The organism is Brevundimonas sanguinis, from assembly GCF_029636725.1.
In the GTDB taxonomy this organism is placed as follows: domain Bacteria; phylum Pseudomonadota; class Alphaproteobacteria; order Caulobacterales; family Caulobacteraceae; genus Brevundimonas; species Brevundimonas sanguinis.
The window spans coordinates 713,261-738,358 of sequence record NZ_CP116770.1; the positions used below are offsets into that span (position 1 = coordinate 713,261).

Here is a 25,098-nt window from a genome sequence, read left to right on the forward strand (position 1 = left end):
AACATCGCCGCCGAATCTTTTTTGGGAGGCTGCATGCGTATTCTGGTGGTTGAGGACGATGCTGAAGCCGCGACCGCCATGGTGCGCGGCCTGAGCGAGGCCGGGCACGAGGTCACCCACGCCGTGGACGGCGCCTTCGGCCTGCTGGAATCGCAGAAGGGCGGCTACGACGTCTATGTCGTGGACCGCATGATGCCGCGCCTGGACGGCGTCGGCATGGTCGAAACCATCCGCAAGGGCGGCGACCAGACGCCGGTGCTGTTCCTGTCCGCCCTGGGCGAGGTCGAGGACCGCGTGACGGGCCTGAAGGCCGGCGGCGACGACTATCTGGTCAAACCCTACGCCCTGGCCGAACTGGTCGCCCGGGTCGAGGCCCTGTCGCGCCGACGCGAGACCGGCGGGGTCCAGACCGTGCTCAAGGTCGGCGACCTGGAGATGAACCTGATCGCCCGCACCGTCCACCGCGACGGCCAGGAGATCGACCTGCAGCCGCGCGAGTTCCAGCTGCTGGAGTTCCTGATGCGCCACGCGGGCCAGTCGGTGACGCGCACCATGCTGCTGGAGAAGGTCTGGGAATACCACTTCGACCCTCAGACCAACGTCATCGACGTGCACATCAGCCGCCTGCGCTCCAAGATCGACAAGGGTTTCGACAGGGCCATGCTGCAGACCGTGCGCGGCGCGGGGTACCGGCTGGAGGCGTAAGGCTCACAGTGCTTCTCCCTCCCCTTCATGGGGAGGGTGGCCGGCGCAGCCGGTCGGGTGGGGAGGGCTTGCAGATCATGGCGATCATCGCCCGAGCTCGCGCCATGCGAAAGGCGCTGACGCCCCCAGAGGCGCGCTTGTGGGTGCAGTTGAAGTTGTTGCGCGCTCAAGGGTTTCATTTTCGGCGGCAGGCGCCGTTTCGCGGCTATTATCTCGACTTCGTCTGTTTCGACCGGCGCTTGGTCATAGAGGTCGACGGCGTCACCCATACGGTCGAGGCGCGGGCGAACAGGGACAAGATGAGGGACGCCGTGCTGGCAGGCGAAGGGTTCACGACGCTGAGGTTCGACAACGCCGCCGTTCGCGATGATCTGGACGGCGTGATGGGGGGCATAATGGGCGCGCTTGAAGCCCTCCCCACCCGGTCGCTGCGCGACCACCCTCCCCATGAAGGGGAGGGAGATAAGCCAAAGTGAAACTGCCCTCCCTTTTCCGCCGCACGCCCTTTCGGCTGACGCTGCTGTTTCTGGCGCTGTTCGTGGCGACGGCCAGCGCGGTGCTGGCCTATGTCTATTTCGCCTCGGCGTCAGAGGCGCGGATGCGGGCGGAGGCCAGCGTTCAGGGCGAGATCGACAGCCTGACCGCCATCTATCGCACACGCGGCCGAGACGCCCTCAATCAGGCGCTGGTCGAACGGGCGATCCGCAACGGGCCGTATCTCTACGTCTTCAAGGACGCCGAGGGCCGCATCATCACCGCCAACATCACCGACGTGCCCGACGGGGTGAAGCCGGGGCAGTGGGACAGTTTCCGCCTGACCGACACGGATGAAGACGGTCGCGTTCGGCGCCGCCAATCGATCGGCATCGACACCCCGCTGTCGGGCGGCGAACACCTGTTCGTGGGCGAGGACATCGGCGACATCGAAGCCTATCTGGCGCGGCTGACCCAAGCCCTGTGGGGGGCGATGGTCATGGTGCTGTTGCTGGGCGTGGGCGGCGGACTGTGGATCAGCCGCAGGGTCGAGCGGGTCATGGCCGGGCTGAACCGCGTGGTCACGGCGGTGCAGGAGGGCGACCTGAAGGCGCGCGTGCCCATCCGGCATTCCGGCGACGAACTGGACGAACTGGCCGAGGGGCTGAACGGGATGCTGGACCGGCTGGAAGGCTCGATGGCCTCGATCCGACATGCCGGCGACGCCATCGCCCACGACCTGCGCACGCCGCTGAACCGGATGAAGGCCAAGATGGAGGTGGCCCTGATTGACGCCGAGGCGGGGCGGACCTCGGGCGTCGACGCCCTCAGCGTGGCGCTGGACGAGGCTGACGCCCTGCTCAAGACCTTCAACACCGTCCTGGCCATCGCCCGCCTTCAGTCGGGCGGTTCGCCCGAGCCGAGGGTGTTCGACGCCGCCGATCTGGCCGCCGACATGGCCGAGCTTTACGAACCGGCGGGCGAGGACAAGGGGCTGGAGTTCGCCGCCGAGATCGAGAAGGGGCTGTTGATCGAGGGCAACCAGCCCTTCCTGGCCCAGGCCCTGGCCAATCTGATCGACAACGCCATCAAATATACGCCCGAGGGCGGGGCTGTGATGTTCCGCGCGCGGCGGCGCTCGTCCGGCGATGTAGAGCTTTCGGTCACCGACAACGGGCCTGGCGTGCCGGACGAGGATCGCGAACGGGTGCTGCAACGCTTCGTGCGGCTGGACAACAGCCGCACCGAGCCGGGCTCGGGCCTGGGTCTGTCGCTGGTCACGGCGGTGGCCGAGGCGCACGGCGGCCGCATCCAGCTGGACGAAGGCCCGGGCGTCTATGACGGGCGCGGGCCAGGCCTGCGCGTGGCCCTGATCCTGCCCCCCGCGACGCACCCGCCCGAGGCCGAGGCGTGAGCCAAGGTCTGGCGGCGCGGTTGCAGCCCTGCGGCCCCGCGCGCGACGCACAGGCGGCGGCGCGCCTGCATGAACGACTGATCGAGGCGGCGGAGGCCGATGGCTGGCGCGCGACGCTGGATGCGGCGTGGGGGGCCTTGCTGCCGGTGTTCGCCGCCTCGCCCTATCTGGCCGGGCTGGCGCGGCGCTGGCCGGATCGGTTGCGGCGGACGCTGGACAGCGATCCCGAGGCGCGGCTGGCGGAGATTCTGGCGGCGACTGAAGCCGTGGCAGGCGCGCCGGACGAGGCCAAGGCGCCGCTGCGTCATCTGAAGGCGGAACTGCATCTGCTGACGGCCCTGTGCGATCTGGGCGGAGTCTGGGATCTGGATCAGGTGACGGGCGCCCTGTCGCGGTTCGCCGACGCGGCGGCGCGCGCGGCGCTCAGAATACTGGCCGACGACTGGCGCAGGCGCGGGCGGCTGATCTCGGCGCCCGACGACCCACGCGGGCCGGTTCCGGGCCTGTTCGTCCTGGCCATGGGCAAGGGCGGGGCGTTCGAGCTGAACTATTCCTCGGACATCGACCTGTCGCTCTTCTACGAGCCGGAGGTATTGGAGGCCGCCCTGTCCGAGGGCGTCGAAATGCAGGGCTTCGTCAACCGCCTGGCGCAGGGGCTGACGGCCCTGTTGGCCGAGCGGACGGCCGATGGATACGTGTTCCGCGTCGATCTGCGGCTGCGGCCCGACCCGTCCTCGACCCCGCCTGTGGTCGCGGCGCCGATGGCTCTGGCCTACTATGAATCCGTCGGCCAGAACTGGGAGCGTGCGGCCTTCATCAAGGCCCGCGTCTGCGCCGGCGACGCGGCCGAGGGCGCCGGTTTCCTGAAGGCGCTGGTCCCCTACATCTGGCGCCGCAGTCTGGACTATCAGGCGGTTCTCGACATCCAGTCGATCAAGAAGCAGATCCACGTCCACAAGACCGGCGAGGGGCTGGAGGCGGCGGGCGCCAACCTGAAGCTGGGTCGCGGCGGCATCCGCGAGATCGAGTTCTACGTCCAGACTCAGCAGCTGATCCTGGGAGGCCGCAACCGCGCCTTGCGCTCGCCGCGCACGCTGGAGGCGCTGGACGCCCTGACCAAGGCGGGCCACGTCAGCCCTGAGGCGCGCGACGAACTGCGCGCCGCCTATGTCGAGCTGCGCGCGCTGGAGCATCGGGCCCAGATGCTGGCGGACGAACAGACGCATATCCTGCCCGTCGATCCCGACCGCCGCGCCGATGTGGCGGCTCTGGCCGGACAGGGCGATCTGGCGGCCTTCGACGCCGGGATCGAGCGCCTGCTGGTGCGGGTCAACGCCCGCTATGGCGAACTGTTCGAAGGCGGCGAAGACCTGTCCTCGCCCTATGGCAGCCTCGTCTTCACCGGGGTGGAGAACGACCCCGGCACGCTGGAGACGTTGGCCCGCATGGGCTTTTCCGAGCCCGCCAGCGTGTCCGACACGATCCGCAGCTGGCACCACGGCCGCATTCAGGCGACGCGGACGGCGCGGGGGCGCGAACTGTTCACCCGGCTGGCGCCGCAACTGCTGACGGCGGTGGCCAAGACGGGGGCGCCGGATGCGGCCTTCCGCCGGTTCGCCGTCTTCTTCGCAGGGCTGAGTGCGGGTGTGCAGGTGCAGGCCCTGTTCCTGAACCAGCCCAAGCTGTTCGAACTGGTGGTGGAAGTGATGGCCTTTGCGCCACGGCTGGCCCGGATGCTGGGGCGGCGTCCGCAGGCGCTGGACGGGGTGCTGGACGCGCGCTTCCTGACGGATCTGGACACCGACTCGGGCGTCGTCGCCCAGCTTCTGGCCGAGGCCGCCGCCGCAAGCGATTTCGAGGAGGCGATGAACGTCGTGCGTCGCCAGCATCGCGAGCAGGTCTTCCGCATCGGCATGCACACCATCACCGGCCGCGCAGGACCGGAGGAGGCGGGACGCGCCAACACCGATCTGGCCGACGCCTGTATGCGGGCGCTGGCCCCGGCGGCCCTGAAGGAGGCCGAACGCCTCGGCGGGGCGCTGGCGGGCGCAGCAGCCGTCGTCGCCCTGGGCAAGGCGGGCTCGCGCGAGATGTCGGCGGGCTCAGACCTGGACCTGATGACCGTCTATGCGGCACCGCCCGAGGCCGCATCCGCCGGGCGCGGCTGGAGCGCCGAGACCTTCTACGGCCGCTTCACCCAGCGGTTTATCGCCGCCCTTTCCGCCCATACCGCCGAGGGCGGCCTGTATGAGGTCGACATGCGCCTGCGCCCTACGGGGTCTAAGGGGCCGGTGTCGGTGCGGCTGGAGACCCTGCGCGCCTATTACGCCGAAGAGGCCGACACCTGGGAGTTCATGGCCCTGACCCGCGCGCGCGTGGTCTGGGCCAGCGATGAGGCGTTCGGCGCCGAGGTCACGGCGGCGCTGGAGGAGGCCTTGCGGCGGCCCAGGGACGCGGCGCAAACCGCGCGCGAAGTGCGCGCCATGCGCGATCTGATGGAGCGCGAACGGGCGGCTAAGGGGTTCTGGGATCTGAAGCTGTCGGCGGGGGCTCAGGTGGACGCCGAGTTCGTCGGCCAGTACCGCCAGCTGATGGCGGGGGCGGCGGGCCGGCCCCTGACCGTCTCGACGCTGGAGGCGCTGAAGGACGACCCCGTGCTGGCCGACAGCTGGCGCATGCATCAGCAGCTGTCGCAACTGACCGCCTGCGCCTTTGAAGATAAAAACGACCCCGATGAGGAGCCGCCAGGCTTTCAGCAGCGTCTGGCCGCAGCGGTCGGGGCGCCGGATTTCGACACGCTGAAGGCGCAGCTGATCGACCTGCGGCTGCGCGCGCGGCGGGCCTTTGATTCGGTTCTGCCGCCGATCAGCGACGGAAACTGATCCGGTCGCCGTTCTATCTCTCGACAGGGATGCTTTCGGGGCGGCTTCGCCCCAGGAGACCATCGAGATGAAGACCATATTCGCCGCCGCCGCCGTATCCGCCCTCATGCTGACGCTGGGCGGCGCCGCTGCGGCGCAGACGACGCCGGAAACAGGACGCCAGGCGCGCATGGCCCAGTCTGCGGGTCAGCCGATCAGCCAGGCTGACTTCGTTCAGAGACGCGTCGAGCGGTTGCGCGCCGCCGACGCCAACGGAGACGGTCAGGTGACGGCCGAAGAAATGCGCGGCCATGCTCAGGCCCGCCGCGCCGAACGTCGCGCCGCCCAGTTCGATCGCCTGGACGCCGATAAGGACGGCTCCATCAGCCGCGCCGAGTTCGTGGCGCCGGGTCCGCAGGCGCGCGGTGAAGGCCGTATGGCGAGCCATGCACGAGGCGGCATGAAGCAGAGGCGCATAGGCGGGCGCGCCGCGCGCGGCGGCGCCGACCGCTTTCCCATCGTCATCGCCGAAGCGGAGCGCAAGGCGACGGAAAGCTTCGCCCGCATGGATGCGAACCGCGACGGGATGCTGAGCGTCGAAGAGCGCCGCGCCGCCATGCAGGCGGGCCGCGCCCAGATGCGTCAGAAGCGCGAGATGCGCCGGATGCAGCGTCCGTCGGCCGAGCGCCCGCAGGGGACGGCGTCGCCTTCGGCGCCCGTTTCGGAGTAAGGTGATGTCGGGGACGGCGGCTGGACCGCTCGCCCTTGTTGCAGCCAAGCAAAGAGGCGTGATTGGCGAAGGTCGCCGACCCCGACGAGGACCTGGTGAAGCGCGTGGGCGCGGGCGATCCTGCCGCCGTTCAGGCCATGGTCGCGCGCAAGCTGCCGCGCATGTTGTCGCTCGCTCAGCGGATGCTGGGCGACGCGGCGGAGGCTGAGGACGTGGCTCAGGAGGCGATGCTCAGAGCCTGGAAACAGGCGCCGCGCTGGACGCCCGGTCAGGCGCGCTTCGACACCTGGCTGCATCGCGTGGCCCTCAACCTCTGTTACGACCGCCTGCGCCGCCGCCGCGAGATCGCGAGGGACGTCATGCCTGACCATATCGACGACGGCCCGGCGCCGGACCGGGGCCTGCTGGCCGCGGAGACGGGCGCCCAGGTTCAGGCGGCCCTGTCGCGCCTGCCCCCGCGCCAGCGCGAGGCCATCGTCCTGTGCCACTATCAGGAGCTGGGCAATATCGAGGCCGCCGCCCTGATGGAGATCAGCGTGGAGGCGCTGGAAAGCCTGTTGTCACGCGGGCGGCGGGCCTTGCGGACGGCGCTGGCGGACATCGCGCCGCAGGGCGTCGTGAAGGCGACGGGGAGATAAGGGCTGAAGATGACGACGATGGACCTGGAACGTTTTGAGCATCTGGCCGACGCCTATGGCGCGGACCTGCGCCGCTGGCCCGAAGCGGAGCGCGAGGCCGCGCGCCGGTTGTTGGTCGCCGATCCGCGCGCAGGGCGGGTTCTGGGCGAGGCGGACTTGCTGGACGCTTTTCTGGATGCCGCGCCGCGTCCGGCGCCGTCGCACGCCCTGCGCGAGTGGGTCATCGCTGATGCGGCGGGCGCCCATCTTGGGCGGCGCCGAGGGCTGTTGGGGCCGTTCGCGTGGATGTCGGGCGCAGGCTGGGCCGCCGCCGCCTGTGCGGGCGTGGCCTTCGGCATGGTGCTGACCAGTCAGATGACTGCGGAAATCCGGGCCGACACCGTCTTGTATCAGGCCAGTCTGACGGCGCCGGACGACGCTGAGATCCTGGCCGCTGGCCTGGGGGGATAGGAATGAACAAGGGTCTGAAGATCGCCCTGGCGGCCTCGGTCGCGCTCAACATCTTCGCCGTTGTCGGCGGGGGCACCGCCTGGGTGCTGTCGCGCAAGGCGCAGGAGCAGGCGGCGGAAGGGCGCCGGCCGGGCCGCAGCGAGCCCGTCTGGGCCGTGGTCGAGGCCTTGCCGCCCGCCGTGCGCGATCAGGTCAAGGGCGAGCTGCGCGCCAGCGCCCTTGAGGCGCGGCCAGACTTCGAAGACGCCCGCGCCGCGCGGCGCGAGGCCATCGCCATGACGGCGTCAGACGGCTTTGACGCAGTGGCGGTCGCCGCCCTGCTGGAACGCTCGCGCGCCTCGGAGATGCGCGGGCGGGCGCGGCTGGAAGCCGGGGCCGTCGAGACTCTGGGGCGGCTGTCGGCGGCCGACAGAAAGGCCCTGGCGCCGATCCTGTCGCGTCATAAGTCGAAAGCGCGCGACAAGGGCGCGGCGTCCGACACGCAGCATCCGGCGCACAAGGCGGGCGATCCGGCGGGTGATCAGGCCGCGCGCTGAACCCGCTGAACCGGGCCGTCCACAGGCTTCATGGCGCCTTGCGGGGCTTTGACGGGCAGGTCGAACCAGACGGTGGTGCCGCGTCCCGGCTCGCTGTCGATCGTCATCCGGCCGCGATGCAGCTCGATCAGCGACTTGGTCAGGGCCAGGCCGAGACCCGTGCCCTGCGTCGATTTGGAATGCTGGCCTTCGACCTGTTCGAACGGCTGGGCCAGGCGCGCCAGGTCGTCCGCCGAGATGCCGATGCCGGTGTCGGCCACGGCGATGCGCACCGTCTCATCGTCTCTGGGAACCACGCTGACCCGCACCGCCCCGCCCTCGGGCGTGAACTTCACGGCGTTTGAGATCAGGTTCAGCAGGACCTGTTTCAGGCCGCGCTGATCGGCCTCGACGCGCAGGCCCTCCGGACAGGACAGGGCCAGCCGCAACTGGGACTCCAGGGCCTTGCCGCGCATCAGCCGCACCGCCTCGCCGCACAGCACGTCCAGCGCCACCGCCTCATAGTGCAGGGTCAGCTTGCCCGCCTCGATCTTGGCCATGTCGAGGATGTCGTTGATCAGGCTGAGCAGGTGCTGGCCCGAGGCGTGGATGTCGGCGGCGTAACCCTTGTAGCGGGGGTCGCCCAGCGGCCCGAACATCTCGCCCGCCATGATCTCCGAGAAGCCGTTGATGGCGTTCAGCGGCGTGCGCAGTTCATGGCTCATATTGGCCAGGAACTCGGACTTGGCGCGGTTGGCGTCTTCGGCGCGGGTCATGGCGACCTCATATTTGCGCGCGAGCAGGGACAGCTTGTCCTGGCTGGCCTCCAGCTCTTCAACCATGGCGCGCAGTTCATCGGCGGCGCGGCGGCGCTCGGCCTCCTGGCGGCGGACGACGGTGATGTCGGCGCAGATGACCACCGTGCCGCCGTCGCCAGTGAAGCGTTCGGCCATCTGCAGCCAGCGGCCATCCTTCAGCTCGACCTCGCGTACGCCTGCGCGGCCTTCGACGGAGGGACGCTCGGACTTGATGGCGTCGGCGGCGATGCGGTTCAGCTCGTCCTTCAGCGCGCCGCGCCGAACGACGCCGGGCGGAAAGGCGAAGGCGTCCTGAAAGCCCTGATTCCACAGGATCAGGCGGCCGCGTCGATCGAACAGGACGAAGGCGTCCGACACGCTCTCGATCGCGTCGCGCAGCCGACCCTCGGCGGCCTGGGCCTGCGCCTTGGTGCGGCGCGCGTCGGTCACGTCCAGCGCCACGCCCATCAGGCTGACGAAGGCGCCGTCGCGGCGCGGCTGGCGCGACTGGCCGCGCGCATCGATCCAGCGGACGCCGCCCGATTTCAGCGGAATCGGGAAGGCGGCCTCGAAGGCGCCGCTGACGGCGGCTTCGTCCAGGGCCTGATGCAGCACGTCGCGATAGGAGGGGTGGACGCGCTCGATCAGAGCCTGGGTCGTCAGCCGCGTGCCCTCCTCGACCTCCAGAAGGGCGGCCATATAGTCGGACAGGACCATCTCGCCGCGACTGATGTCCCACTCCCATATGCCGCAACGAGCGGCCTCGACCGCCACGCGGAAGCGCCGCTCGGTCTCGGCCCAGCGACGGCCGGCCCGCATCTGGCGGCTGTTCTGAACGGCGATGACGGCCAGCATCAGCACCACGAGCAGCAAGGGCCCGGCCAGCATCCAGGCGTCTTCCAGCCAGGCGGCCAGGCCGTGGGCCCGGGGCAGGGCGGCCACCACGGCCAGTCCGGTGTCGCCGATGGGCGCGACGGCGGCCGAGCGCGCCTGTCCGTCCGGTCCCTTGACCGCGCGGCCCGGCTCGGCCGGGGTCTGGCCCGCCGGCATGACCGACAGGGTCACGTCCCTCAGGCTGGGCTTGAGTTCAGGCAGGGGCGTGCGGGCCAGCAGGATCGCGCCGCCGCCCGCCGTGACGCTCTGGGTCATGCCGTCCTCGCCCAGCTGGACGGCGGAGATAGCGGCGGCGGGGGCGGACAGGCGCGCGCCGCTGGCGGCCAGAATCTGGCCCTGCGGGTCCACGATCATGAAGGCGGCTTCGGGCGCCAGACCGCGCGCATGATCAAGGGCGGCGGCGGGCTGAGCGGGCGTCTGGTTCAGGGCCCGCGCGCCCGCGCGCAGGGCCAGGGCGGCGCGGTTGGCCTGGGCCTCGACCTGCGAGGCGGCCAGGCGCGCTTCAAGGCTCAGCGCTTCGATGCGGGCGGCCTCGGCCTCGCGGCGGGGCCGGTCGGCTTCGCGCAGGACCAGCAGGGCGTAAGCCACAAGCGCAATGGCGACGGCGAGCGCAAGGATGCGCGCCCAGGGAGCGGATCGCGCGCCCTGTCGGTCCGTGGCCCTGCGGCCCGGCCCATAGCTGCGCCGCTCTATGCCCTGCAAAAGGCGACCTCCTGTGCCGATTCAGCGAAGAATCTAGGCTGTGTCGCCGACTCCTGTCGAGGGTCGGCGGCCGGGAGGGGGCCTCAAGGCTGCGCTTGGCCGCTAAGCCTCGGTTTCGAAAGGCGGGGCGGCCTCGCCGGGCCCGGGTTTCGAGGCTTCGGGCGGAGGGGCGAGCACGTCGGTGATCCGACGCAGCACCGTCTGGGCCCGGCGCGCCAGGCGCACGGTCTCGGGCGGGGCGTCTTCCGGGGCCTCGGCCACCGACGCCAGCAGCTCGCGCGCCAAATCCATCAGGTCAGGCGCGGCGGCGATCAGGCGGGACTGGAACTCGATGCGCTGAGGATCGCGGTCGTATTCGGCGCCGGGCACGCGCCAGCCGCCCCAGTCGGCCTTGTCGGTGACTACGACCGGATAGCTGCCGGGGAAGGGATGGTGGGCGCAATCGGCGGCGTCCTGCCACTTGTTGCGCGCGCGGAGGATGCGCCAGTCGCCTATGGCTGTGGCCGCGCGGTCCTCAGCGGGCAGTTGCAGCTCGGCGCCGGCGAATTCACGCCCCAGACCCACGTCGTAGGTGATGCGGACGGGCTCGTCGAAGCCCTTGGCCCAGACCGGGTTGACCTTCTCGACCTGGGCCCAGACGCCGACGCTTTCGACCCAGACCTTCTGGCCCTTCTGGAACTGGGCGCGCGCCATGCCGGTCTCTCCTGAAAATCAAAGAGGCAGCATGGCGCGTCAGCTGTTATCGCGGGGTTCCGCGACATGGTTAGCGGGCCTTAAAGCCGTCAGCCGGGGCGGGAAATCTCTTCCAGCGCCTCTCCGGCGTAGCGTTCCTTGACCCGCGTGGACAGGTCGCCCAGCGACACCACCCCGACCAGGCGGCCGTCCTTGTCCACCACCGGCAGGCGGCGGATCTGACGCGAGGACATCAGGTCCAGGGCGACCTTCAAATCATCGTCGGCCCGCACCACAAGGGCGTCGCGCGACAGCACGTCCAGCACCCGCGCGTCCGGCCCGGCCCCCGAGGCTACGCCGCGCACGACGATATCGCGGTCGGTCAGGGCGCCGATCAGCCGGTCGCCGTCGGCCACCGGGATAAAGCCGAAGTCGCCAGCCGCCATGCGTCCGGCGACGGCCTGCAGGGTGTCTTCGGGGCGGGCGACCTGCACGTCCTTGCTCATCACGTCGCGAATCTTCATGGCGTTCTCCCGGTGAAAGGGGCTCGTGGCGGCCCTGCGGGGAAACCCGCGCGCGAGGCGTGCAGTTCCACCGCAGGCGTGTTGGCGACGTTCGCCAGGACGCCCGCTATCGTGATCGATCGCGGCGCGCCCAATATGTTAGCGGAGGCGCAGCCTGGCGGCCGAGCTTGTGTGTGATAGGCAGGGGGGCGACGCGCCCTGCGTCAGGCGAACCGGTGAAATAAAAGGCGGACTGATCGGGCATGGCGAACATCGACCTGGCCAAGCGGGCTTATGACCACGGCTGGCGCCTGGACCCCATCGTCCGCAGCCTGCTGGACACCGACTTCTACAAGCTGCTGATGCTGCAGCTGATCTGGCGGCGGTTTCGCGACGTGCCGGTGACGTTCTCGGTCATCAACCGCACGACTTCGGTGCGCTTGGCCGAAGAGGTGGACGAGGCCGAACTGCGCGCCCAGCTGGACCACGCCCGCTCTTTGCGCTTCACCAACCGCGAGCTGATCTGGCTGGGCGGCAACACCTTTTATGGGGTGAAGTCGATCTTCAGCCCGGACTTTCTGGCGTGGCTGGCCGAATATCGTCTGCCGGAATACGACCTCTCGCGCAGCGCCGACGGCCAATACCGACTCGAGTTTTCGGGGAGCTGGGCCGATGTCACCCTGTGGGAAATCCCCGCCCTGTCGATCCTGAACGAGCTGCGCAGCCGCCGGGCCTTGCGCCGAATGGGCCGGTTCGAACTGGACATCCTCTATTCGCGCGCCAAGACCAAGCTGTGGAGCAAGATCGAGCGCCTGCGACAGCTGGAGCCGCTGTCCCTGTCCGACTTCGGAACGCGCCGCCGCCACGGCTTCCTGTGGCAGGGCTGGTGCGTCGAAGCGCTGAAGGAGGGGCTGGGAAGCGCCTTCATCGGCACCTCCAACGTCCTGTTGGCCATGAACAACGACCTTGAGGCCATCGGCACCAACGGCCACGAACTGCCGATGGTGCTGGCGGCGATGGCGGGCGAGGACGAGGCGGCTCTGCGCGCCGCGCCCTATCGGGTGCTGGAGGAATGGCGCGCCGCCTATGACGGCAATCTGCTGATCGCGCTGCCGGACGCTTTCGGCACGCAGGCGTTTCTGGACGACGCGCCCGACTGGCTGGCCGACTGGAAGGGCTTCCGCCCCGATTCCGCTCCGCCGATCGAGGGCGGCGAGATCATCATGAAGTGGTGGGCGTCCAAGGGCCGCGACCCGCGCGAACGACTGCTGGTCCTGGCCGATGGGCTGGACGTGGACGGCATCGAGGCGGCCCACGCCCACTTCAAGGGCCGGGTGCGCACCAGCTTCGGCTGGGGCACCAATCTGACCAACGACTTCCGCGACTGCGCGCCGGTCGAGGCGCCTGAACTTCTGCCCCTGTCGCTGGTGTGCAAGGTGACGCAGGCGGCGGGCCGCCCGGCCGTCAAGCTGTCGGACAATGTCGAAAAGGCCACCGGCGACCGCGCCGAGATCGAACGCTATCTGCGCGTCTTCGGCGAGGCGGGACGGGGGCGGCAGGCCGTGCGCGTCTGAACGGAACCGCCAAGCTTGGCTGGGCATTGACTCGCCAGCGGCCGTGGACGCGGCCCTTACCCAGCAGGACGCCTGTCATGACCACCTATAACGTCGGCTACATCATCGGCAGCCTGGCCAAGGGCTCGATCAACCGCAAACTGGCCAAGGCGCTGGTTCGATTGGCGCCGGACAAGCTGAACATGAGCGAGATCAGCTTCGCCGACCTGCCGCTCTATTCCTCTGACTACGACGCCGACTATCCGGCCGTCGCCAACGACTTCAAGGCGGCGATCAAGGGCTCCGACGCCATCCTGATCGTCACGCCGGAATACAACCGCTCCATCCCCGGCGGGCTGAAGAACGCGCTGGACTGGGCCAGCCGGCCCTATGGGACCAATGTCTTCAAGAACAAGCCGACGGCGGTCATCGGCGCCTCGCCCGGCGCCATCGGCACGGCGGTCGGTCAACAGGCCCTGCGCCCGATCCTGGGCTTCCTCCAGGCCCCGCAGATGAACGCGGTCGAGGCCTACATCCAGTTCAAGCCGGACCTGATCGACGATGACGGAAACGTCAGCGTCCCCGGCACCGAACAGTTCCTGCGCGACTATATGGAAGCCTTCCACCAGCATATGGCGCGGGTGCTGACCGTCCTGCCGCGCGGCGCCTGAGGGGGCGTCAGGCGTCCAGCGACCAGACCCGCGTGCGCTTGACCTCCTGGTCCTCCAGCTCGCGCGTCGTGGGCACCCGGTATTCCGCCAGCAGGCTGAGCCCTTCCTTAGGGAAATAGGTGCGGCCGGGGTCGCCGACCAACACGCTTGTTCCGGCTGAGCGCGCCTGCTTCAGCCATGCCAGCATCGCCTGCGCCATCGGCCCCTCATAGAAGACGTCCCCGGCGCAGATCAGGTCGAACGACGCAGGCGGCGCCTCCAGCAGATTGTCGGCGGTGAAGGCGATCTGGACGCCGTTGGCCTGCGCGTTCGCGGCCACGGCGGCGGCGCAGAAGGGGTCGATGTCGGCGGCCAGGACCGAGGCGGCGCCGGCCTTCATCGCCGCGATCCCGACGAGGCCCGATCCAGCGGCCAGGTCCAGCACCCGGCGCCCCGCTACAGCCTCCGGATGGTCCAGCAGCCAGCGCGCCAACGCCTGTCCGCCCGCCCAGGCGAAGGCCCAGAACGGAGGCGGCAGGCCCATCTCGCCCAGCTCTTCTTCCGTCAGGCGCCAGATGGGCGTGACCTCGTCTGCCAGCCACAGGGCGATTTCGGGCGTGTGCGAGACGGGCTGAAGACGGGTGTTGTCGCGAATGAAACGGGCAGGGTCGGCGATGCGCCTAGTCGAGCTCACGGGCGCCCTCGACGACGGCCTGATAGACCAGCGACCGGTCCGGCCCGCGCGTCATGTGCAGCAGCACCCAGGTCGAACCCTTGCGCGCCACGATCACTCTGACCTGATCGTTGAACACGCCGTCGGCGAACCCGGCCGGGGCCACGGTGTCGCTCAGAAGGATCAAGGCGCTCATGCCGGAACCGCAGCGGGCGATGCCGGTGCAGGCGAAGACGGTCTCATAACCGCCCTCGCGCAGGGCGTCTTCATAATGCCGCGCCATGTCGATCGGCGCGACGGCAGGGCGCACCACATAGTCCAGGTGGCTGATCTGGCCCTGCATGCGAAGGGCGCCTTCAGAAGCGGCGCCTTCGGCCACGGCGGCGGTCGGCAAGGTGATCTCGGCCACCGACAACTGCCGCCAGGCGCGAATGCGCGCCCCGTCGAGGCGCGGCAGGTCCCTGTAGTCGCGTGCGCCGCGCACGTCTTCCGCGTGAAATGGCGCGGGGGCGGAGGCGACCGCTGAAAGCGGCGCGGCTGTCGACAGGAAAGCGGCGACGAGGGCGAGGAGACTACGCATGAGGGCAAGCTAGGGGGCGCCGAAGCCTCTGGCAATAAAGTCAGCACAGGCTGATAAAAAGTCAGGTTGACATGACATAAGGCTGGTGTCAGGTTTTCGTGACATAAAGTCAGGAGCACCTGCTATGCCGGCCCTTTCTAAGCAACACGTTCCGGCGGGACGCCGCTACGTCCTGCGCACGTTAGGCTTTATGGCGGCCTATGTGGCGATCTGCGTGGCGATGATGACCACGGACATGTTCGATGGCGTCATCGGCAGGCCTGTCGGTTGGGCGCTCGCCGCTATGGTCGTCGCCCCCGTGGTGGGGCAAATCTGGGCCACCCTGGCCCTGATGCGCGACAGCGACGAGTTCGTGCGCATGGTCACGGCCAAGCAGTTCATCATCGCCTCGGGGCTGGCGATGGCGGCGGCGACCTTCTGGGGCTTCGGCGAGAGTTTCGCCGGGGCGCCGCATCTGCCGGCCTGGCTGATCTATCCGCTGTTCTGGGCTGCGTTCGGCCTGGTCTCGCCCTTCATCCGGTCATCGAACTGATGAAGAACAAGCTGAAACTGCTGCGCGCCGAGAGGAACTGGACCCAGGAGCAACTGGGTCAGGCGCTGGGCGTGTCGCGCCAGGCGGTCAATGCTTTGGAGACTGAAAAGCACGACCCTTCGCTGGACTTGGCCTATCGCATCGCCGCCCTGTTCGAACAGCCGGTCGAGGACATCTTCGAGAACCCGCATGCCTGACGCATCAAGTCAGGATAACCTTACTTCATAATCGCCCGCGTCACCGTCACCGGGGGAGACGTGGGCGCACGGCGACGGCGCCGGGCGTGACGCTGAAACGCGTCGACGACGCCCGGCGCTTCATCATGATCGACCAACGGGAACGATGGGGCGCCCTGATCAGGCGGCCGGCGCTTTCAGGCGCAAGTCCTCGGTCACGTCGCCTGCCTTGGTCGGGGCGCCTGCGAACTCGCCGGCATACTCTGGCGACAGGGCGCTCTGGAAAGCCGACAGCGGCAAGGTCAGGTAGTAGGCGCCCTCGACATAGGGACCGACCGCATAGGCGTCCAGCAGGAAGGTCAGGCCCCCCGCCTTGCCCGGCGCGGAGCCCGGAGCCAGCGTCACGGCCACGTCCTTCAGCTTGGGACAGGTCCACGTTCCGCTGGTGGTCGAGACGGGCGTGGCGCCGGGGCGTTTGGTCTTGGCGGTGTTCACCGCCTGGCACAGGGCGCGCTCCAGATTGGTCTTGTCGGCCTTGTCGGCGAACAGGTCGGCGGCGGCGATGCGGCGGCCCTCGCTCTTGTCCCACAGCAGGCCGGTGGCGACCGTGTTCGGGTGGGCGCCGCCCGAATAGTCGAAGTCGGTCCGCATCAGGCTGAACAGGCGGCCGGTCTCGATCGGGGCGCCGTAGACGATGGTCTTCTCATACGGGGGCATGCCTTCGGGCGAGCCGGCCTCGGTGCGGTCGGCCTGGGCGCCCTCGGCGTATTCCTTCAGCTTGGCCACCTCGTCGCGGTACAGCGGAGTGTACAGCGCCGGATAGGACAGCACGGCCTCCGGCAGGCTCAGGCTGACCTTGGCGTAGGGCGTGGCGCTGTCGTACTTCAGCGGCCCTTCGACGGCGTGGGCGGAGGCGGCCGGCGCGGCCGGGGCCTCCTTCTTCTCATTGCGCTGGCACGCGGCGAGCGAGGCCGCGACGGCGGCGGTGACGAGAAGGACGCGAAGGGGGCGCGAAGGGATCATGCCGGGCTCCTTTGGAACGGTTCGATCAGAAAGCTAGGCCGTTGAACGCTATGGCGGCCAGAAGGATCAACCCCGCATCGCGATTTGATTTGAAAAGACGCAGGGACAGCTTCGGATCGTCCGGCCGCAACCGCCGCACCTGCCAGACGAAATGCAGGGCGTAGAGCGCCAGACCGACATAGAAGACCGGCCCCAGGCCCGCGACGTAGCCCGCCGCCCCTGCCAGGGCCACCGCCAGGATGTAAAAGACGGCCACGCCTTCCTTCACTTTGCCGCCCAGCGCCCGCGCCGAGGACTTCACCCCGGCCATGACGTCGTCCTCGATGTCCTGCAGCGCGTAGATGGTGTCGTAACCCAGGGTCCAGAACAGCCCGCCCGCATAGAGCAGCCCCGCCGACAGGGCCAGGTTCCCCATGCGGTTCAGACCCTCGGCCATCCAGTAGTTGTCGCCGCTGACCTTCACGCTCAGGACATAGAGCCAGCCGAGCGCGAACAGCCCGCCCGTCGCCGCCGCGAAGCCCAGCAGGGCGCCCCAGTTGAAGGTCAGGCCCAGCCAGGCCTGCGGCCACCAGGTGATGCGCTTCATGAAGGGATAGGCCGCCACCAGCCCCAGCGACAGGGCGCCCAGCAGCACCGACATCAGGTTCATCGTCAGCAGGATGCACAGGCTGATGAGGCTGAGGCCGCCGACGAAGGCCCACGCCTGCTTGACGCTGATCTGGCCTGCCGGAATAGGCCGCAAAGCGGTGCGCGCGACCTGGGCGTCGAAGTCGCGGTCGACGATGTCGTTCACCGCACAGCCCGCCCCGCGCATCAGGGCGGCGCCGATGGCGAAGCCGACGACCAGCCACAGCTCATAGCCGCCGAACGGCCGGTCGTACTGGTTCAGCGCCAGCATGATCCCCTGCCATCCAGGCAGCAGCAGCAGCCACGTCCCGATCGGCCGGTCGAAGCGGCCCAGCTTCAGCCAGGGCTTCAGACGCTCGGGCGCATGCCGATCGACCCAGTTCTGGCCAGCGGCGTCGGGAAGCGGGGCTGTGTTCATGCCTCTGGTCTTAGCCCCCAAGGCGGCGCGGGGTGAAGAGGCTGCATCAGATCGCCGTTGCATAAGGTCTTTCACCGGCCAGACAGGCGAGGGGATCGGAGAGGCCGGGCTTGCGCGCCCGAGCCGTCCAGATCAGGGTCGTGATCGGGAACAGCAGCCGGGCGGACAGGACGGATGACGACGCGCACAAGAGCTCCTTTACCGTGGCTGCTGCTTTTGACCTGGATGGTGCTGCTGGGGGCGGCCGTCGGGGGCTTTCTGACGGGGGAGTTCAGCGTCACCTTCGTCGGCGTCGGGACCTTTCTGCTGACCCTGGTTCCCTTCTGGCTGGCGCCGCGCGTGGGGCTGAATCTGCCGATCGGCTTCGTCACCGCCATCGCCGTCTTCCTGTGCGCCACCCTGTTCCTGGGCGAACTGGGCGATTTCTACGAGCGCTACTGGTGGTGGGACGTGGTGCTGCACGGCGGTTCGGCCGTGGCCTTCGGCCTGGTCGGCGCCCTGCTGATGCTGATGCTGGTGCAGGGAAGCCAGCTGAAGGCGGCGTCCCTGACGGTGGCCTTCTTCGCCTTCTGCTTCGCCGTGACCATCGGCGCCCTGTGGGAGATCTGGGAGTTCATGCTGGACCAAGTGTTCGGCCTCAACACCCAGAAGTCCGGCCTGGTCGACACCATGTGGGACCTGATCGTCGACGCCATCGGCGCCCTGATCGGGGCGGGCGCCGGCTGGGCCTATCTGAAAGGGCGCGAAGGCGGGCCGCTGGTGCGGGCCATGCGCGCCTTCGTCGACAGGAACCGGCGTCTGTTCGGCGGCTGACGACGCCTATTGCGCCAGTCGCCCCTGCGCCGCATCGGCGGAAAAGACGACCGCAGGGTCCGGTTCGCGGCATTCCAGACCGGGCCGGTCCAGACGGCGCAGGACGTGGCGCATGATGTTCAGCCGCGCTGTCTTCTTCTTGTCAGTCGCCACTACGGTCCAGGGGGCATAGTCGACATGGGTGCGATTCAGCATTTCATCGCGGGCGGCGGAATAGGCGCTCCAGCGGGCCTGAGCCTCGGCGTCCAGGGCTGAGACCTTGAAGCGTTTCAGCGGATGGTTGACGCGCTCCTCCAGACGGCGGGCTTGTTCGTCGCGGCTGATGTCCAGCCACAGCTTGATCAGCAGGGTCCCCGACTGGGTCAGCATCCGCTCGAAGTGCGGAGCGTCGTGCAAAAAGCGCTCGTGCTGCGCGGGCGTGCAGAAACCCATGACCGGCTCGACCCCGGCCCGGTTGTACCAGGAGCGGTTGAAGATCACGATTTCCCCCGCCGCCGGCAGATGGGCGGCGTAGCGCTGGAAATACCATTGGGTCGTCTCGCGCTCGGTCGGCTTGGGCAGGGCGACCACCCGCGTCTGGCGCGGCGCCATATACTCGGTCATCCGCTTGATCGCCCCGTCCTTGCCGGCGGCGTCGCGCCCTTCGAAGACGATGACGACCTTCAACCCCTGTTCGATGGCCCAGGCCTGGGTCTCGACCATCTGGATCTGCAGGGCTTCGAGGATGTCGGGATAGTCGTCCTTGGCCATCGGCGTGTCCCCGTGTCGTGATGTATCGACCTTGCGGCTATTTCGCCGGACGCGCCAGAGCCGGCCGGCTTGAAGGATCAACGCGCGGTTCGATGCATTGGCCCCCTATGGCGACGCGTGCGACCCCTGTTGCGGATCTGTGGAGCGGACTATGGGCGGCGATCCTGGCCGCCTGCGGCTTGTTCGCGCTCGTGGACGCCTTCGCGCCGGCTCAGGACCTCCCCTGGAAGCCTCTGGACCTGCGTCAGCCGATCGGCGCGGCGACCGCCGCCAAGCTCGCGGCGTTGGAGGTGTCCGACGCGGACACGGCGCAACGCGCCGATCAACTGACGGCTCAATGCCTGACCCTGCTGCGGCAAGCCGGCGTGACCGCGTCGCGGGTCCCGGATCAGGATGACGGCGGCTTCTGCGTGGTGCGCGGCGCGATCAGGATTTCCGGCGGCGAGCAGACGCCGCTCAATCCGGCGGGGGTGGTCATGCGCTGCCCCATGGCCGCGCGTCTGTTTCTGTGGGATCGCGAGATAGTGCAGCCGGCGTCGCGCGACATCCTTGGGTCGCAGGCGACGCGGATCGACAACCTGGGGACCTTCGCCTGCCGCCGAGTCTATGGCTCGCGCGATGCGGCCGCGCGGCCCAGCCAGCATGCGCGCGCCAACGCCCTGGACGTCAGCGGGGTAAGGCTTTCGGATGGCCGCCGGGTGTCGGTGGCGGAGGATTGGGACGGTTTGGGGCCGACAGGACGCGAAGGCGCAATCTTTCTTCGGCGTCTGCGCGACGGCGGGTGCAAGTTGTTCAAAAATGTCCTGACGCCGGACTATAATGCTGCGCATCGGGACCACTTTCATCTAGACGCCGCCGCCACAGGCGTGTGCGCAAGGACCCGAGATTAACTGTAAAGGCGGTCGTTCCAGATTCGCTTTACAGTTGACCGCTGTGGATAGTCGGGTGACAACATCGGCGCAGTCCGGATTTCACGTGGGGTCCAAACCCGCGTCTTGCTCCTTCGCCTGAACGAGCTTGTCCAGATGGGCTGACGGGCGATCCTGCAAGGACGTCCGCCTGGAAAAGCGCGTTTACGGAGACGCAATATGGCGACCGGCACGGTCAAGTGGTTCAACCCCACCAAGGGCTTCGGCTTCATTCAACCCGACACCGGCGGCTCGGACGTTTTCGTCCACATCACCGCCGTTCAGAAGGCTGGTCTGGTGGGCCTCGATGAAAACGCCAAGGTCGAATACGAGCTGGAAACCCAGCGCGGCAAGACCTCGGCTGTGGACCTCAAGGTTCTCTAAGGCCAAGAATCCTAAAGGATTCTACGAAGAGACGCGGAGGGCGACCTCCGCGTCTTTTTTGTTGGGCGCTTGCCGTGAACTCATGGCGTCAGCTCCGCCCGCAGGCGATCCGGCGTCAGGCCGCTCGCCCGCAACTCGGCCAGGGTGACGGAGCGGTCGCGCTTGGCGTAGCGGCGGCCGTCCGACCCGGCCAGCAGGCGGTGGTGTCGATAGACGGGCGCAGGCCAGCCCATCAGGGCCTGGATCAACCGCTGGATATGGGTCGCTTCGAACAGGTCCTGGCCGCGAATGACATGGCTGACCTTCTGCAGGGCGTCGTCGTGGGTCACCGCCAGATGATAGGCCGTCCCGGCGTCCTTGCGCGCCAGCACCACGTCGCCCGCCGTCTCCGGCCGCGCCTTGATGCGGCCGGTTTCGCCGTCGGGGCCTAAGCCTTCCTCGATGAACTTCAAGCCGTCCCAGGCGGCGCCGCCCAGCGCCTCCCTGGCGCGATCCAGCGACAGCCGCCAGGCGAAGGGGCGTCCTTCCGCCAGCAGACGCGCTTCCTCTTCGGCTGGGTGCGGGCCAGGCCGGGCGGCCTCTGCCGGGCCGTGGGGCGCATCGCCGATGGCGTCCAATATCTCCTTGCGGGTGCGGAAACAGCGGTAGAGCAGGCCGCGCCGGTCCAGCGCCTCGACCACGGCGGCGTAGTCGGCCAGGTGATCGGACTGGCGCCGCACCGGCGTCTCCCAGTCCAGCCCCAGCCAGGCCAGGTCCTCGTAGATCCCGGCTTCGAACTCGGGCCGACATCGCGTCGGGTCGATGTCCTCGATCCGCAGCAGGAAGCGCCCGCCCGCATCCTTCGCCGCCCGCCAGGCCGTCAGGGCCGAGAAGGCATGGCCCTTGTGCAGGCGGCCGGTGGGTGAAGGCGCGAAACGGGTGACGAACATGGCGTCGGCGAAACGGGTCAGACCCGCTTCAACGCTCCTGCCTTCTCCGCCTGATCTACGGCGGCGCGGATGTCGGCCTCGGACACGAAGTCGAACTGGGCGATCAGATCTTCAAGGCTGAAGACGTGCTGCGACAGCGCCCAGTGCATGGCGTGGGCCACAGGCCCGGCGTAGGCGGGGGCCGTCATGGCGGTGCGGCTGTAGCGGGTCAGCGCTTCGCGATGGGGCAGGGTGAAGCGGTGGGCGCGCGGCGTCAGCCGTTCCTGCGCCATGGCGATCTCATCGCGGAAGGCGGATGAGGCGGCCAGTTGCGCCAGCCTCTGCCCCAGGCCCGCCAGGTGCTGCTGCAGGGCGCGCCCGCCGTCCTGACCGGATGGCGGCAGATAAGCCCGGAAGGCGGGGTCCTGCATGGCGGCCTGTTCCAGCAGGTTGAAAAGGATGCGGCCATGCAAGGCGGCGATGGAAAAGGTGACGTGCAGCGAGGCCGCGTCCTGGGCCAGGGCGTCGTGGTAGCAGCCGCGCGGCAAGTAGAGCACGTCGCCCGGCCGCATCATCACCTCGGCCAGCAGGCGGCCCTTGGTCTGGTCGAACCAGCGGCGCATGTCGCCGACGTCGGACGGCATCTCGACCGGGGCGTCAGCGCGGTTCTCATAGATGCGCCACAGTTTCTCGCCCTCGGTCTGGACGGCGAAGACATCGGTCAGGTCGAAATGGGCGCCGAAGGCCTGCACCCCCTTGAACGAGCAATAGATGTTGGCGCCCGCGCTGGCGGCGAAGGTGCGGCTGAGGATCGAGGACAGTTCGGCGATCGGCTGGGTCAGATCCTGCACGTCGCCGGCGATCAGGCTGGCCCCCTCGGCGACGAACAGCGCCACCTTGGCCGGATCGGGGCGGAAGGCCGGCCCGGATTGGGTCTGGACGGTGCGGCAATAGCGTTCGGGCGGCACGGGCTGGGTGTTCTGCACCAGTTTCAGGCTCTGGGCCGTCCAGATCGAGGGCTGGTTCAGCAGGCCGTTGAACGTCGACCAGTCCAGCAGGGCCCGCTTGGCGGCGCCTGCTTCCGCGGGGATATGCAGCGGTTTTCGGCCGTGGAATTCGGCGAAGAAACGATCAGGCGTGATCGGGTGGAGAAGATCGTCCAAGGTACGCATGGCGCGATGCTAAAGCGGCGCCGTTTTTCTGTCGATACGATCCCATGGCCCTTGCTCCGTCTCCCGCCTCCGTCGCCGCCGCACGCGAGGCTCTGGCCGCCGCCGATCCAGCCCTGGCGCGCGCCCACGCCTCGACGCCCGTGTTTGAATGGCGGTTGAGGCCCGGCGGCTATGAGGGCCTGTTCCGCATGATCGTCGAGCAGCAGGTCTCGGTGGCGGCCGCCGCCTCGATCTGGAGACGGGTGGTCGAAGGGCTGGACGGGCAGGTGACGCCCGAGGCGGTTCTGGCGCGCGATGTCGAGACGCTGCGGAGCTTCGGCCTGTCCGGCCAGAAGGCGAAGTACGGCCATGAGATCGCCCGCGCCCAGACCGAGGGTCATATCGACTTCGACCATCTGGAGCGGTTGGACGACGCCGAGGCCATCGCCGCCCTTGTGGCCATCAAGGGGGTGGGGCGGTGGACGGCCGAGACCTTCCTGATGTTCTGCGAGGGGCGACAGGACGTCTTCCCCGGCGGCGACGTGGCCCTGCAGGAGGCCATGCGCTGGGCGGACCGCGCCGAGGACCGTCCAAATGAGAAACAGGCCTACGCCCGGGCCGAGATCTGGCGGCCGCATCGCGCGGTGGCGGCGCATTTGCTCTGGGGGTGGTATGGTGGCGTTCGGCGCGGCGAAATCGCGCTGGACGAGGGCGCCTGATCCTCGTCTTCATGAAGGCTGGGGGCGACCCCGAAGACGGCGCCGGGCGGCGCCCTGGGGATGATGACGATGTTGGAGCCGATCGCGGGCGCAGACCTGGTTCGTCCGGCTGCGGTGCTGCCGCTGCTGGATTTCGCGGGCGTGGCCGTGTTCGCCGCGACCGGCGCCCTGGCCGCGTCTCGGGCCAAGCACGATGTTCTGACCTTCGCCTTCTTCGCCGCCGTCACCGGCATGGGCGGAGGCACCCTGCGCGACCTGTTGATCGGGGCGCCGGTCTTCTGGGTGCATGACTGGGTCTATGTGGCGGTTTGTCTGGCGGTGGCGGTCGGCTTCTGGCTGCTGGGCGCGCGCTCGTGGCGGTTCCGGGCCTTGCTGTGGCTGGATGCGGTCGGGCTGGCGGCCTATGGCGTCATGGGGGCGGCCAAGGCGGCGTCCTATGGCGTGACGCCGTTGATCTGCATCGTCATGGGCGTGCTGACAGCCTGTTTCGGCGGCATTGTGCGCGACGTGCTGGCGCACCAGCCCTCCATCCTGCTGCGGCGCGAGCTGAACATCACCGCCGCCCTGGTCTCGGCGGCCCTGTTCGTCGGGCTGAAGGCCGTGAGCCTTCCCACATGGCCCGCTGTGGCGGTGGCTGTCGTGGCCGGGTTCGGCGTGCGGGCCGGCGCTCTGAAATGGGGCTGGAGCCTGCCCGCCTTCCCAACCGCCGCTTCGCGATATTGAACCCAACTGACGAGAACGCAGATGAAAGACCTTCCTGCCGCCTATGCAGCCGCGCCCCGTTGGCCCTTTGGCGACAGCCCTGAACTGGCTGATGAATTGCTGACCCTGGTGCTGGCCGGCGGCAAGCGCGCGACCTGTTCGTCGCTGGCGTCGTGCGAGGCCGACATCATGCCGACCGTGGGCGAGGTCAGCGTCATTCTGGACGGCGCCGGCGTTCCTCGCTGCGCGATCCGTACGACCGAGGTCGAGATCATGCCCTTCGAGCAGGTTAGCGAGGACTTCGCCCGGGCCGAGGGGGAGGGCGACCTGAGCTACGAATGGTGGCGCGACGCCCATGAGGCCTATTTCCGCCGCGAAGGCACCTGGACGCCGGGCATGAAGGTGGTCTGCGAACGCTTTGAACTGGTCGAGGAGTTCTGACCCCCGCGTCACGAAAACGCGCCGTATCTGTCATGGCGATGCGGGAGAATCAGGCGTAGGGTTTCGCCATCAGACCAAGGAAGGAGACGTGTCTTCAGTCCTGTCGCGTCGATAACCCCCCGTAGCTGCGGGAGGGCCTGATGCAGGTCCTGACCCGTCCGCCGTCCGGCTTTCCAGCCCTGGTGCTGAACGCCGATTTCAGGCCCTTGTCCTACTTCCCTTTGTCGCTTTGGCCCTGGGAAGAGGTGGTCAAGGCCGTGTGGCAGGATCGCGTCGACGTGGTCGCCACCTATGACAAGGTCGTCCGCAGCCCGTCGCTGGAGATGCAGCTCCCCAGCGTGGTCTGCCTGAAGTCCTATGTGGACCAGGACCGCAAGCCGGCCTTCACCCGTTTCAACGTCTTCCTGCGCGACGGTTTCGCCTGTCAGTACTGCGGCGAGCCGGGCACGTCCCAGGACCTGACCTTCGATCACGTCATCCCGCGCTCGCGCGGCGGGCGCACGACGTGGCAGAACATCGTCGCCGCCTGCGGACCCTGCAACCTGAAGAAGGGCGGCCGCACGCCCGGCCAGGCGCAGATGCCCCTGCGCCGCACCGCCCACCAGCCCAGCGCCTGGCAGCTGCAACAGGCGGGACGTCGTTTCCCGCCGCATTTCCTGCACCAGAGCTGGCTCGACTATCTCTACTGGGACATCGAGCTGGAACCCTAGGCCGGGCGGCATGAAAAAAGGCCCG

At 68.7% G+C, this 25,098-nt stretch carries 29 protein-coding genes; 19 read left to right on the forward strand and 10 right to left on the reverse strand.

Annotation, left to right across the window (positions count from 1 at the left end; translation table 11 throughout):
• The first annotated feature begins 33 nt into the window (after positions 1–33).
• The 8 genes from PIB44_RS03540 to PIB44_RS03575 all read left to right on the forward strand — a co-directional run bounded on the left by PIB44_RS03540 (position 34) and on the right by PIB44_RS03575 (position 7,808).
• Complete coding sequence (locus PIB44_RS03540) at positions 34–705, forward strand: response regulator transcription factor (protein WP_025978525.1); 672 nt, start codon at positions 34–36, stop codon at positions 703–705.
• Between the two features lie 77 nt (positions 706–782).
• Positions 783–1,181, forward strand: a complete 399-nt coding sequence (locus PIB44_RS03545) for an endonuclease domain-containing protein (protein WP_278070432.1) — start codon at positions 783–785, stop codon at positions 1,179–1,181.
• Entirely contained in the window at positions 1,178–2,593 is a 1,416-nt protein-coding gene (locus PIB44_RS03550) for a sensor histidine kinase (RefSeq protein WP_278070433.1), read from the forward strand. Before PIB44_RS03545 ends, PIB44_RS03550 begins: the two co-directional genes overlap by 4 nt.
• Positions 2,590–5,475, forward strand: coding sequence for a bifunctional [glutamine synthetase] adenylyltransferase/[glutamine synthetase]-adenylyl-L-tyrosine phosphorylase (locus PIB44_RS03555; RefSeq protein ID WP_278070434.1), 2,886 nt, complete (start codon positions 2,590–2,592; stop codon positions 5,473–5,475). The genes PIB44_RS03550 and PIB44_RS03555 overlap by 4 nt, the downstream gene beginning before the upstream one ends.
• Positions 5,476–5,542: 67 nt before the next feature.
• Entirely contained in the window at positions 5,543–6,184 is a 642-nt protein-coding gene (locus PIB44_RS03560) for an EF-hand domain-containing protein (protein ID WP_278070435.1), read from the forward strand.
• Between the two features lie 62 nt (positions 6,185–6,246).
• Complete coding sequence (locus PIB44_RS03565) at positions 6,247–6,822, forward strand: RNA polymerase sigma factor (protein ID WP_278070436.1); 576 nt, start codon at positions 6,247–6,249, stop codon at positions 6,820–6,822.
• Between the two features lie 9 nt (positions 6,823–6,831).
• Positions 6,832–7,272, forward strand: coding sequence for a hypothetical protein (locus tag PIB44_RS03570; protein ID WP_278070437.1), 441 nt, complete (start codon positions 6,832–6,834; stop codon positions 7,270–7,272).
• Positions 7,273–7,274: 2 nt separating this feature from the next.
• Positions 7,275–7,808, forward strand: coding sequence for a periplasmic heavy metal sensor (locus PIB44_RS03575; protein WP_278070438.1), 534 nt, complete (start codon positions 7,275–7,277; stop codon positions 7,806–7,808).
• Here PIB44_RS03575 and PIB44_RS03580 read toward each other — a convergent pair.
• The 3 genes from PIB44_RS03580 to PIB44_RS03590 form a co-directional block, all read right to left on the reverse strand.
• Entirely contained in the window at positions 7,793–10,180 is a 2,388-nt protein-coding gene (locus PIB44_RS03580) for an ATP-binding protein (RefSeq protein WP_278070439.1), read from the reverse strand. The two genes, PIB44_RS03575 and PIB44_RS03580, sit on opposite strands and share 16 nt — an antisense overlap.
• A gap of 102 nt (positions 10,181–10,282) precedes the next feature.
• On the reverse strand, positions 10,283–10,873 hold the full coding sequence (locus PIB44_RS03585; RefSeq protein ID WP_278070440.1) for a hypothetical protein: 591 nt from the start codon (positions 10,871–10,873) through the stop codon (positions 10,283–10,285).
• An 89-nt stretch (positions 10,874–10,962) separates the two neighbouring features.
• Positions 10,963–11,376 (reverse strand): CBS domain-containing protein, encoded by a 414-nt coding sequence (locus tag PIB44_RS03590; protein ID WP_134582385.1) that lies wholly within the window; start codon positions 11,374–11,376, stop codon positions 10,963–10,965.
• A gap of 242 nt (positions 11,377–11,618) precedes the next feature.
• Between PIB44_RS03590 and PIB44_RS03595 the strand changes: the two genes are divergently transcribed.
• Positions 11,619–12,929: a nicotinate phosphoribosyltransferase gene (locus PIB44_RS03595; protein ID WP_253119812.1), complete on the forward strand. Its 1,311-nt coding sequence runs from the start codon at positions 11,619–11,621 to the stop codon at positions 12,927–12,929.
• A 77-nt stretch (positions 12,930–13,006) separates the two neighbouring features.
• Complete coding sequence (locus PIB44_RS03600) at positions 13,007–13,579, forward strand: NADPH-dependent FMN reductase (protein ID WP_025978513.1); 573 nt, start codon at positions 13,007–13,009, stop codon at positions 13,577–13,579.
• A gap of 7 nt (positions 13,580–13,586) precedes the next feature.
• Here the strand turns inward: PIB44_RS03600 and PIB44_RS03605 are convergent, their stop codons facing one another.
• The gene (locus PIB44_RS03605; protein WP_278070441.1) at positions 13,587–14,252 is read right to left on the reverse strand and encodes a class I SAM-dependent methyltransferase; all 666 of its coding nucleotides are present in this window, start codon (positions 14,250–14,252) and stop codon (positions 13,587–13,589) included.
• Entirely contained in the window at positions 14,239–14,811 is a 573-nt protein-coding gene (locus PIB44_RS03610) for a hypothetical protein (RefSeq protein ID WP_134582389.1), read from the reverse strand. Before PIB44_RS03610 ends, PIB44_RS03605 begins: the two co-directional genes overlap by 14 nt.
• A 124-nt stretch (positions 14,812–14,935) precedes the next feature.
• Here PIB44_RS03610 and PIB44_RS03615 point away from each other — a divergent pair, with 124 nt between their 5' ends.
• Both PIB44_RS03615 and PIB44_RS03620 read left to right on the forward strand, forming a co-directional pair.
• The gene (locus PIB44_RS03615; protein WP_278070442.1) at positions 14,936–15,343 is read left to right on the forward strand and encodes a hypothetical protein; all 408 of its coding nucleotides are present in this window, start codon (positions 14,936–14,938) and stop codon (positions 15,341–15,343) included.
• Positions 15,343–15,540 carry a helix-turn-helix transcriptional regulator gene (locus PIB44_RS03620; RefSeq protein ID WP_025978509.1) on the forward strand — a complete coding sequence of 66 codons (198 nt, stop codon included), beginning with the start codon at positions 15,343–15,345 and terminating at the stop codon, positions 15,538–15,540. The genes PIB44_RS03615 and PIB44_RS03620 overlap by 1 nt, the downstream gene beginning before the upstream one ends.
• A 159-nt stretch (positions 15,541–15,699) precedes the next feature.
• On the opposite strand, the gene PIB44_RS03625 is transcribed toward PIB44_RS03620, so the two are convergent.
• Positions 15,700–16,542 carry a DUF3298 domain-containing protein gene (locus tag PIB44_RS03625; protein ID WP_278070443.1) on the reverse strand — a complete coding sequence of 281 codons (843 nt, stop codon included), beginning with the start codon at positions 16,540–16,542 and terminating at the stop codon, positions 15,700–15,702.
• A 25-nt stretch (positions 16,543–16,567) separates the two neighbouring features.
• A complete protein-coding gene (locus PIB44_RS03630) occupies positions 16,568–17,587 on the reverse strand; it encodes a UbiA family prenyltransferase (protein WP_278070444.1) in 1,020 nt (339 codons plus the stop codon).
• Between the two features lie 174 nt (positions 17,588–17,761).
• On the opposite strand from PIB44_RS03630, the gene PIB44_RS03635 reads away from it, so the two are divergent.
• Positions 17,762–18,400 carry a DUF2238 domain-containing protein gene (locus tag PIB44_RS03635; protein ID WP_051582138.1) on the forward strand — a complete coding sequence of 213 codons (639 nt, stop codon included), beginning with the start codon at positions 17,762–17,764 and terminating at the stop codon, positions 18,398–18,400.
• Positions 18,401–18,406: 6 nt separating this feature from the next.
• Here PIB44_RS03635 and ppk2 read toward each other — a convergent pair whose 3' ends face one another.
• Positions 18,407–19,150: a polyphosphate kinase 2 gene (gene ppk2 / locus PIB44_RS03640; protein WP_278070445.1), complete on the reverse strand. Its 744-nt coding sequence runs from the start codon at positions 19,148–19,150 to the stop codon at positions 18,407–18,409.
• 92 nt (positions 19,151–19,242) lie between these two features.
• On the opposite strand from ppk2, the gene PIB44_RS03645 reads away from it, so the two are divergent.
• Together PIB44_RS03645 and PIB44_RS03650 are read left to right on the forward strand one after the other, a co-directional pair.
• Positions 19,243–20,040 (forward strand): extensin family protein, encoded by a 798-nt coding sequence (locus PIB44_RS03645; protein WP_064108288.1) that lies wholly within the window; start codon positions 19,243–19,245, stop codon positions 20,038–20,040.
• A 198-nt stretch (positions 20,041–20,238) separates the two neighbouring features.
• Complete coding sequence (locus tag PIB44_RS03650; protein WP_003170380.1) at positions 20,239–20,442, forward strand: cold-shock protein; 204 nt, start codon at positions 20,239–20,241, stop codon at positions 20,440–20,442.
• An 80-nt stretch (positions 20,443–20,522) separates the two neighbouring features.
• Here PIB44_RS03650 and gluQRS read toward each other — a convergent pair whose 3' ends face one another.
• Positions 20,523–21,371 carry a tRNA glutamyl-Q(34) synthetase GluQRS gene (gluQRS, locus tag PIB44_RS03655; protein WP_278070446.1) on the reverse strand — a complete coding sequence of 283 codons (849 nt, stop codon included), beginning with the start codon at positions 21,369–21,371 and terminating at the stop codon, positions 20,523–20,525.
• A gap of 17 nt (positions 21,372–21,388) precedes the next feature.
• The gene (locus PIB44_RS03660) at positions 21,389–22,522 is read right to left on the reverse strand and encodes a JmjC domain-containing protein (RefSeq protein WP_278070447.1); all 1,134 of its coding nucleotides are present in this window, start codon (positions 22,520–22,522) and stop codon (positions 21,389–21,391) included.
• A gap of 44 nt (positions 22,523–22,566) precedes the next feature.
• Between PIB44_RS03660 and PIB44_RS03665 the strand changes: the two genes are divergently transcribed.
• The 4 genes from PIB44_RS03665 to PIB44_RS03680 all read left to right on the forward strand — a co-directional run bounded on the left by PIB44_RS03665 (position 22,567) and on the right by PIB44_RS03680 (position 25,073).
• A complete protein-coding gene (locus PIB44_RS03665) occupies positions 22,567–23,220 on the forward strand; it encodes a DNA-3-methyladenine glycosylase family protein (protein WP_025978501.1) in 654 nt (217 codons plus the stop codon).
• 60 nt (positions 23,221–23,280) lie between these two features.
• Positions 23,281–23,943, forward strand: coding sequence for a trimeric intracellular cation channel family protein (locus PIB44_RS03670; protein WP_278070448.1), 663 nt, complete (start codon positions 23,281–23,283; stop codon positions 23,941–23,943).
• A gap of 21 nt (positions 23,944–23,964) precedes the next feature.
• A complete protein-coding gene (locus tag PIB44_RS03675; protein ID WP_278070449.1) occupies positions 23,965–24,363 on the forward strand; it encodes an ASCH domain-containing protein in 399 nt (132 codons plus the stop codon).
• A 137-nt stretch (positions 24,364–24,500) separates the two neighbouring features.
• Complete coding sequence (locus tag PIB44_RS03680) at positions 24,501–25,073, forward strand: HNH endonuclease (RefSeq protein WP_201105680.1); 573 nt, start codon at positions 24,501–24,503, stop codon at positions 25,071–25,073.
• Positions 25,074–25,098 lie beyond the last annotated feature (25 nt).